Origin of the sequence: Chamaesiphon sp. (genome assembly GCF_041738855.1) — a bacterium.
GTDB lineage: Bacteria > Cyanobacteriota > Cyanobacteriia > Cyanobacteriales > Chamaesiphonaceae > Chamaesiphon.
On sequence record NZ_JBGSPA010000132.1, the window covers coordinates 1 to 8,144 of the forward strand.

The window sequence follows — 8,144 nt, forward strand, 5'->3', positions numbered from 1 at the left end:
CTGTAAATCCAACTTCTTTATAGCAAGTGAAAACCGTGGTATTCGGTAAGTTCAATAAAGAGTTTAGGTGAAAATCCATATTCAGGATCGGTGTAGAATGTAGCTGTTGCTACATTCTACACTATTTTCAAGGGAGAGCCGTTCTTCTTAGCAATTGCGCTAACTCTTGATGTTCTGATTCACTCAAGTCAATCTGGGTGGCTTCCAGTCTTGGCATACGCTATGTTACTTTTGCTAAAAAAGCTCTCTTTTAATCATATGGTTATTTGTGCCGCTCTGTACTAGAACATCTCCCCAGTAAAGAGAAAAAGTCTAGTGTCAACAAAAGCTATCCATTTATACCAAACAAGAGCGTACATGAACGCAAGAGAAATTGGCTTAACGCAAGCCAACGCAGCGTATATCGCTGAAATATCCGAACGCACGGGTCAACGGATCGAAGCAGGGAACCATCAACCAAATCGAGGAAAAGTAGCAGACCGAAATAGTACCCAAGATCCATTAGGGGATGTATGGGACAAAGAGCTAGAGCCAATGCTCAAACAGGAACCCCGGCTCAAACCAATGACTTTGTTTGAATATCTACAAGACACTTACCCAGGCAAATATCCCCAAGTCTTACGAACAATTCAACGACGAGTCCAAACCGGGAAAGCTCTGCATGGGCCGAGTCCAGAAGTGATGTTTGAATTGCGACACGAACCAGGCATGATGGGACTTTCCGACTTTACCCAACTTAAAGGGATGGAGATAACGATCTCTGGTCAGCCATTCGAGCATTTAATCTATCACTATCGGCTGGCTTATAGCGGCTGGCAATATGCCCAGATTATTCAGGGCGGAGAAAGTTTCATCGCCCTAGCCGAAGGATTGCAGAATGCGCTCACAGCTTGTGGTGGCGTACCAAAACAACACCGCACTGATAGCTTGAGCGCAGCGTATCGAAACCTGGGTGGAAACAAATCCTTGACCCGCTTGTATGACGAACTGTGCGACCACTATCGAATGCAGCCGACTCGTAACAACACAGGTGTTGCCCATGAAAATGGTGCGATAGAATCTCCCCACGGTCATCTCAAAAATCGGATTAAACAAGCCATTTACCTACGTGGTAGTAACGATTTCCAAAGTCTAGACGAGTATCGGCTGCTGATTGAAGCAGCGGTGGCCAAACTCAATCAGCAGTGTCAACAGAAATACGAGCAGGAGAAAACTCAGCTTCTGTCGTTACCCAAATATCGCATCCCCAACTATGAGATCTTAACCGCTTGCGTTAGCACCAGGAGCACGGTTGAAGTCCGTTGCGTTCTTTATACAGTGCCATCCCGATTGATTGGACGGCAATTAGAATTACACCTTAATCATGACAAGATCTTGGGTTATTTGGGAACTCAGCTAGTCGTCGAGCTGCCCCGAATCCGAGTCACACAGACAGATAAGCGGCGCGGTAGATGTATTAACTATCGACATGTAATTGAAGGTTTACGACGCAAGCCCAGAGCCTTTATTTATTGCACTTGGCAGCAGGAGTTATTACCCACTCCAGCGTTTCGAGAACGGTGGTTAGAATTAACCGCTCAGTTCGACTTAGACACGGCTGCTGTCTTGATGGTCGAAGCCTTGTACATTGCCGCCACTCAAAACCAGGAAGCGGCTGTTGCTGACTATCTGGAACGGGAATTGACGGCTCAAACCCTCAATCTCAAACAACTTCAACAGCACTTTCGTCAGGATTGCCCTAAGAGTTTCCCCCAATTAACCGTCACACAACACGATCTCTCTAGCTAGTTCAAGAGTTGCAGCACGCTAAACTGCAATTACAACTGCCAGCTTTACTCAGAAAGCTCGATCGTTTCGACCTGTTAGTTCTTGACGATCTGGGCTATGTCAAAAAGTCTGAGGCGGAGACTTCGGTGTTATTTGAGTTAATCGCTCATCGATATGAACGTAAAAGTCTTTCATCACTGCAAATCAGCCTTTTAGTCAGTGGGATTCGATCTTTTCAGATTCAATGATGACGGTTGCTGCTGTCGATCGATTAGTACATCATGGCACGATCTTTGAGATTAAGTCCGATCGCTATCGTCGTCAGGCTGCTAGCGATCGCTTGAACAATTCTCAATCTTCCTAACCAGTCTATTTTTTTGTGCTTTTAACGCAAGCGATCTGTACTTGTCGTTTCGATCTGAACATCTCGTTCGCGTCACTTACCCGACAATAACCTGTCGCGTCACGTCTAACCCCTCATTCCGCAGGTAAGAACAGAAAATCCTGTATTTTTAAAGAATGGGAAATTTTGAAGCGTCAAATATTAGAGTACAGGATCTTGACCACAGTGGGATCATTGCCGGAATCTGTGACGAAATGGGACTAGTTGAACAAATTGACAAACGACTAGGTACTCACCCACAAGAAATCATTAGTCCCGGTCAAGTAGTCAAAGCAATGATCCTCAATGGATTGGGGTTTGTAAGCGCACCACTGTATCTATTCGAGAAATTCTTTGTCGGAAAAGCAACAGAACATCTATTAGGGGCAGGAATCAGACCAGAACACCGAGTAGGACGACCGATTGGGCCGGATCTTAGACAAATTAGCCGAGTCAGGATTAACAGAAACATTTGTGACGGTGGCACTAAGCGCAGCACGTCAATTCGGCGTAAAACTGGATAGTTTACATTTAGATTCAAGCTCATTTCATGTCGATGGAGAATACCTTCAGACCGAGGAGGCAATCGTTGAACCAGGAGCAATTCACATCACTCATGGTTATTCCAGAGATCATCATCCAGACTTGAAGCAATTCATCATAGATTTAATGTGCAGTGGGGATGGAGACATTCCCTTGTACTTGAGAGTAGGCGATGGAAATGAGACCGACTCAGCAATGTTTGGTCAATTAGTCACAGAGTTCAAACAACAATGGGATATTGATGCCTTATTTGTCGCTGATGCCGCACTTTACACCGCAGCTAATCTCGCCCAAATGTCCCAGTTACGATGGGTGTCGAGAGTACCTGCAACAGCATTTTCTGACCAACTTCACTATCATCAGCTTGATGAATTGCAAGTGGTTGAAATCATTGAGTATCCACAACGTGGTAGGCCGCGAAAAGACGAGGTTGGGCAGAAACATTATCAAATTTCGGCCACACTCATTCCCCAGCCCCATACTATGGATGTTGAGATTCAACGCGCTGGTCGATTTATTCTGGCGACTAATGTCCTTGATGAGCAAGTTCTGAGCGATGAGGATGTACTGACCGAATACAAGGCGCAGCAGTCTACTGAGCGTGGTTTTCGCTTTCTCAAAGATCCACTGTTTTTTACTTCAAGTATTTTTCTCAATACTCCCCAACGAGTTGCGGCGATGGCAATGGTGATGGGTTTATGTTTACTCGTTTACAGTCTCGGTCAACGTTCACTTCGCCAAACTTTGGATAACGCTAAACAAACTGTTGATAATCAAGTGGGTAAGTCTACTGCTAAACCTACTCTCCGGTGGATGTTTCAATGTTTCATGTCGATTCATTTACTCACTGTTGAGGGTGCCAAGCACGTCACTAACCTCACTACCGAGCGGTTATGGATTCTCCAGTTCTTTGGTGCTCCTTGCCGTAAATATTATCTCCTTTCCTGATTTACCTGCGGAATGTGGGCTAACCACTTGACATTTAACAAAAAATATCAGTTACTTTCATGGACGTGCCAACATCAGGTCAAGACGTTGCCTTGTTTGAAATAGCTATCGATTCCGGTAAAGGTCAACTCCGTAATATTAAAATAACAGAATCGAAGATGGGTAATTCTCCATCACTAGCCAAGAAAAAGAAATAATGTAATCGATAATCTCTGTAAGGGTAATGCCTCGTGCTTACCCCGCATTGATGAGGGTACCCACGAGGGGCACCCCTACAGGTTAATTGTGTGGGTTAAGGCGTAATACATCTGCTCGATCGATCCCACTTTGCTAACTACACAACGATTCGAGATCCCAGCTTATGATAGTGTTAGGACAGGAATATCAGCGAGTGAGTAAGGAAATCTAACGATGAGCGCAGGTAGTAGCAGTACGCATCAAATCAAGTTTGGGACTGACGGATGGCGGGGAATTATTGCCGACGATTTTACCTTTGCGAATGTATGTAAGGTAACACGCGCGATCGCGGCATACCTCAGCACGGCTTACAGCCAGGATCGTCCGGTGTTAGTCGCATACGATCCGAGATTTTTGGCAGATAAATTCGCCTATACTGCGGCAGAAATCTTAGCAGACTTGGGTTGGACGGTGAAAATAGTCGATCGCGATTGTCCGACTCCAGTAATTGCTTTCAACGCACGGCATCTCAACTCTGCGGGTGCATTGATGTTTACCGCCAGCCACAATCCAGCCGCCTATTGTGGGATTAAGTATATCCCCGATTATGCTGGCCCAGCAACTTTAGAAATTACAGATACGATCGTTGCTAATTTGGCAGGTGCCAGCGATGCACCGCCAGAGAAGAAGAATAGCAAAAATATCAGCGTTTTCGATCCGCAGCCAGAATACTTTAAATTTATTTATACTCTACTGGATGTCGAGCGAATTCGATCGGCGAAACTCAAAGTTAAATTCGATGCGATGTATTCCACCTCGCGCGGATATTTAGATAAAGTTTTACTCCATTGCGGCTGCGAAACTGAAACCTTCCACATGCAGCGGGATGTACTATTCGGTGGTGGGATGCCAGAACCCAAAGCCGAACTCTTGGGCGAACTGATTGCCGCAGTTCAAAAAGATCGAGCCGATCTCGGTGTGGCGACAGATGGGGACGCTGACAGATTCGGAATTGTCGATGAGCTAGGCAACATGCTTACGCCTAATACCGTCCTGCTCGTCCTTGCCAAGCATTTGATTAAAAACAAAGGTAAAACAGGCGCGATCGTCCGTACAGTGGCAACTACCCACCTCCTAGACAACTTTGCAGCCAAGCATGGTGTCCCATTAATTGAAACCGCAGTGGGCTTCAAATATATCGGCGAACAGATGCGGCTCATCCCCGTTTTGATTGGTGGTGAGGAATCCGGTGGCTTGAGCGTCATCGGGCACATTCCCGAAAAAGATGGCATCCTAGCAGATATGTTAATTGCTGAAGCGATCGCGTATGAAGGCAAACCCTTGAGCCAAATGGTAGCAGAAGTCATCGCTGAAGCTGATGGCCCATTATATAATCGTCGTCTGGACTTACATCTAGATAACGCTCATAAAGAAGCGGTAATGAAAACTTATAGCGAAAAACCACCGACGAATATCGCCGGAATTGACGTGAAAGAAGTCGGTCGCAAAGATGGAGTAAAATTCTATCTTTCCGATGGTAGCTGGGTGCTACTCCGCGCATCTGGTACCGAGCCGCTGATCCGCGTGTACATGGAAACCCATTCCGCCGAGCAGTTGCAAAAAATCGCATCGACAATGGAAAACGCGATCGAAGCGTTGAGGTAACTACCCACTCTAGATTTATTTGAGTTGTGGCGGAGATCTACCCAACCCGCCCTATGGGCACCCCTCCAGGGAGGGGATTGTCCCTCAAACCACTACAAGTTTTGGGGTAATACCATCTCAGCAGAAGTTATGGTTAATTTAGTTATTTCGACGATCTCAGCCGCTTGGATTGCCATCATCGCGCTCATATCCGTCCAAAATGCCAGCTTAGTCAGCCTGAGATTTGTGTTTTGGAAATCGATCGATCTCCCCTGGGGACTAGTTTTGGCTGGAGCAGTCGCCCTCGGTTTCACTATCGGCGGCTGTCTACCACTCCTCACCAACAACTCCATCGCCACCAAACGCAGGTAAAGGTCTCCTGTCGAAGCCATTACCCTATTTCACCATCCACCATTCATCATCCACCAATCATTACAATTTGTTGCCTTGTTTTCAGAATCCCGATCGAGCAACCCAGAGATCCTGCTATCGTGGGGGAGATCGATCGCGAGCCTTGCTTCATGTATAAGCCATTTTTGAACCACTTAGAAAGTGAACTGACAGCTAAGTTTGACATCCAGCAGCGACCAATTCCGGCTGGTTTGGAGTTAAATGTGAGCGATCGAGGCAAAAATCCGGCAACGATCCAAAGCTGGTCTTATGAATGCCCGCAGTTGCGAAAAATCCGGTATACATACATCGATGCTGGGGTAAGTTCCCAAATTTTTAATTGTGTAATTTATCCCAATCATCATTACGATTTACCACTGTTGGGACTAGACTTTCTCTCGTTTGGCAAAGTCAAAAATTTGGTGGTGCTAGACTTCCAGCCGTTATTTCAAGATGAAGCTTACCAGAAAAAGTATATCGAGCCGCTGAAATTTTTGCACGATCGCTATCCAGATCTGTCTCAAGATTTGGAGATGAAATTTTACGACTCTAATCAATATTTCTCCAAGTATCTCCTATTTGCCAAAACCGATGTCGAGACTGTTTCTACGCGGCTACTGGCAGCGTTTAAAGACTATCTAGATTTATACTGGCAAATGCTCGATCGCGCCGAACCTTTAACCGACCCCTCAGACATTCAACGCATCGTCAAAGCTCAACAAGATTACGATCGCTACAGTGCCGAACGCGACCCCGCGTCAGGACTATTTAGTAGCTATTTCGGACATGAGTGGTCGGAGAGATTCTTGCATGAATTCTTATTTGAAGACTCAGCACCTTTAGCCGTTCGCTAGGTGTTAGGTTTTAGGCTTTAGGCGTTAGGTTAAGACTAGAGACGATCGGGAAGTTTTGTTACCAGAACTCTCGATCGATCCGAGGAAAAGTCCAAAAGTCCAAAGCCTAAAGCCCAAAGCCTATTCCCTAAAGCCTAACACCTAAAGCCTAAAGCCTAGAAAATGACACTCTACCAGCCCTTCCTTGACTACGGCATTGAATATCTCAAATCGCGGATAGATGTTAGTGATTATCCCATCCCTGCGGGATTCGATCGCAATAGTGCGATGACGGGAAAGGGTGATAAACAAGCCGAAGTCCTGACTACCAGTTATGGATTTCAATCGCCTAAATTGCGGCAAATTCGGGCTGCACACGTCCAAGGTGGGCAATCCTTGCAGGTGCTCAATTTTGTGATTTTCCCCCACTTGAACTACGATTTGCCCTTCTTTGGGGCGGATTTAGTCACACTACCAGGCGGACATCTGATCGCGATCGATATGCAGCCGTTATTTTGGAATGAGCCAGCTTATCAAGAGCATTACACCACGCCGATTTTACCGATGTTTCACGGGTATCAGGCGCAGCTCCCGTGGGGTGGTGATTTTCCTGAAGAAGCCCGCGCATTTTTCTCTCCCGCTTTCTTGTGGACGCGTCCACAGGAGACTGAAGCGGTGGAGACGCATGTATTTGGAGCATTCAAAGATTATCTCAAAGCATATCTGGATTTTGTCGATCGAGCCGAACCGATTACCGATCCGCAACGCTTGGAAGAGATCGAGCAAGCGCAACTGCGATATGTCCGGTATCGCTCCGAAAAAGACCCCGCACGCGGAATGCTCAAGCGGTTTTATGGTGAAGAGTGGACTGAGGAGTATATTCACGGATTTTTGTTCGACCTAGAGCGGCAACTGCCAAAACATTCGGTAATTAGCTAGAGTCAAGCCAACCGATCTCTTTGAGCCATGCGGATCGATCGTTTATGAGAGCCAAAGCCTTGACTCAGTAGCGATCTGTTCTAGCTGTTGAGACTCGATCTCGTCTGAGCTATCCACTATCGATCGCGCTCCAAAAGTGGTGTAACTATGGTACCAACTACCTGAGTTAGAAGCTGGACACAGAGGGATTATTAACGTTTGTGACAAAGATCGAAATAAACAAAAAACAGTTCACATAACGTTGTATAAATTTAGGATAGTCAGTAGTCTTGGTTACAAAACAACCGCTCGACGACAGCCAGTAAAATCTGGTTATAATATGAGAGTTTGCTCGAATTTGTTAAGCTATGTTTCGGTTCGTCCCAAGCATCGCAGCCGAGAAATTGGACACCAAAACTATTAAACGCATCCAGGATTAAATATATGTTAGACGGATTCTCCAAGGTTGTCGCCCAAGCAGACGCACAAGGTCAATACCTCAGCACCGGACAATTAGACGCACTCGCGGCCATGGTCGCCGA

The 8,144-nt window shown here is 46.1% G+C and carries 4 protein-coding genes and 3 pseudogenes; all 7 read left to right on the forward strand.

Going from position 1 to position 8,144, the window contains the following annotated elements:
• Nucleotides 1-357: 357 nt before the first annotated feature.
• Nucleotides 358-1,678: pseudogene (gene istA, locus ACEW9I_RS12990) on the forward strand (IS21 family transposase); the annotation flags it as partial.
• A gap of 106 nt (nucleotides 1,679-1,784) precedes the next feature.
• Nucleotides 1,785-2,131, forward strand: a pseudogene (locus ACEW9I_RS12995) (ATP-binding protein); the annotation flags it as partial.
• Between the two features lie 155 nt (nucleotides 2,132-2,286).
• Nucleotides 2,287-3,640: pseudogene (locus ACEW9I_RS13000) on the forward strand (IS1634 family transposase).
• A gap of 411 nt (nucleotides 3,641-4,051) precedes the next feature.
• Nucleotides 4,052-5,482, forward strand: coding sequence for a phosphoglucomutase/phosphomannomutase family protein (locus ACEW9I_RS13005; RefSeq protein ID WP_373540759.1), 1,431 nt, complete (start codon nucleotides 4,052-4,054; stop codon nucleotides 5,480-5,482).
• 129 nt (nucleotides 5,483-5,611) lie between these two features.
• Nucleotides 5,612-5,833 carry a LapA family protein gene (locus tag ACEW9I_RS13010; RefSeq protein ID WP_373540760.1) on the forward strand — a complete coding sequence of 74 codons (222 nt, stop codon included), beginning with the start codon at nucleotides 5,612-5,614 and terminating at the stop codon, nucleotides 5,831-5,833.
• A 149-nt stretch (nucleotides 5,834-5,982) separates the two neighbouring features.
• Nucleotides 5,983-6,705, forward strand: a complete 723-nt coding sequence (locus ACEW9I_RS13015) for a 15,16-dihydrobiliverdin:ferredoxin oxidoreductase (RefSeq protein WP_373540761.1) — start codon at nucleotides 5,983-5,985, stop codon at nucleotides 6,703-6,705.
• 162 nt (nucleotides 6,706-6,867) lie between these two features.
• Nucleotides 6,868-7,623: a phycoerythrobilin:ferredoxin oxidoreductase gene (locus tag ACEW9I_RS13020; RefSeq protein ID WP_373540762.1), complete on the forward strand. Its 756-nt coding sequence runs from the start codon at nucleotides 6,868-6,870 to the stop codon at nucleotides 7,621-7,623.
• Nucleotides 7,624-8,144 lie beyond the last annotated feature (521 nt).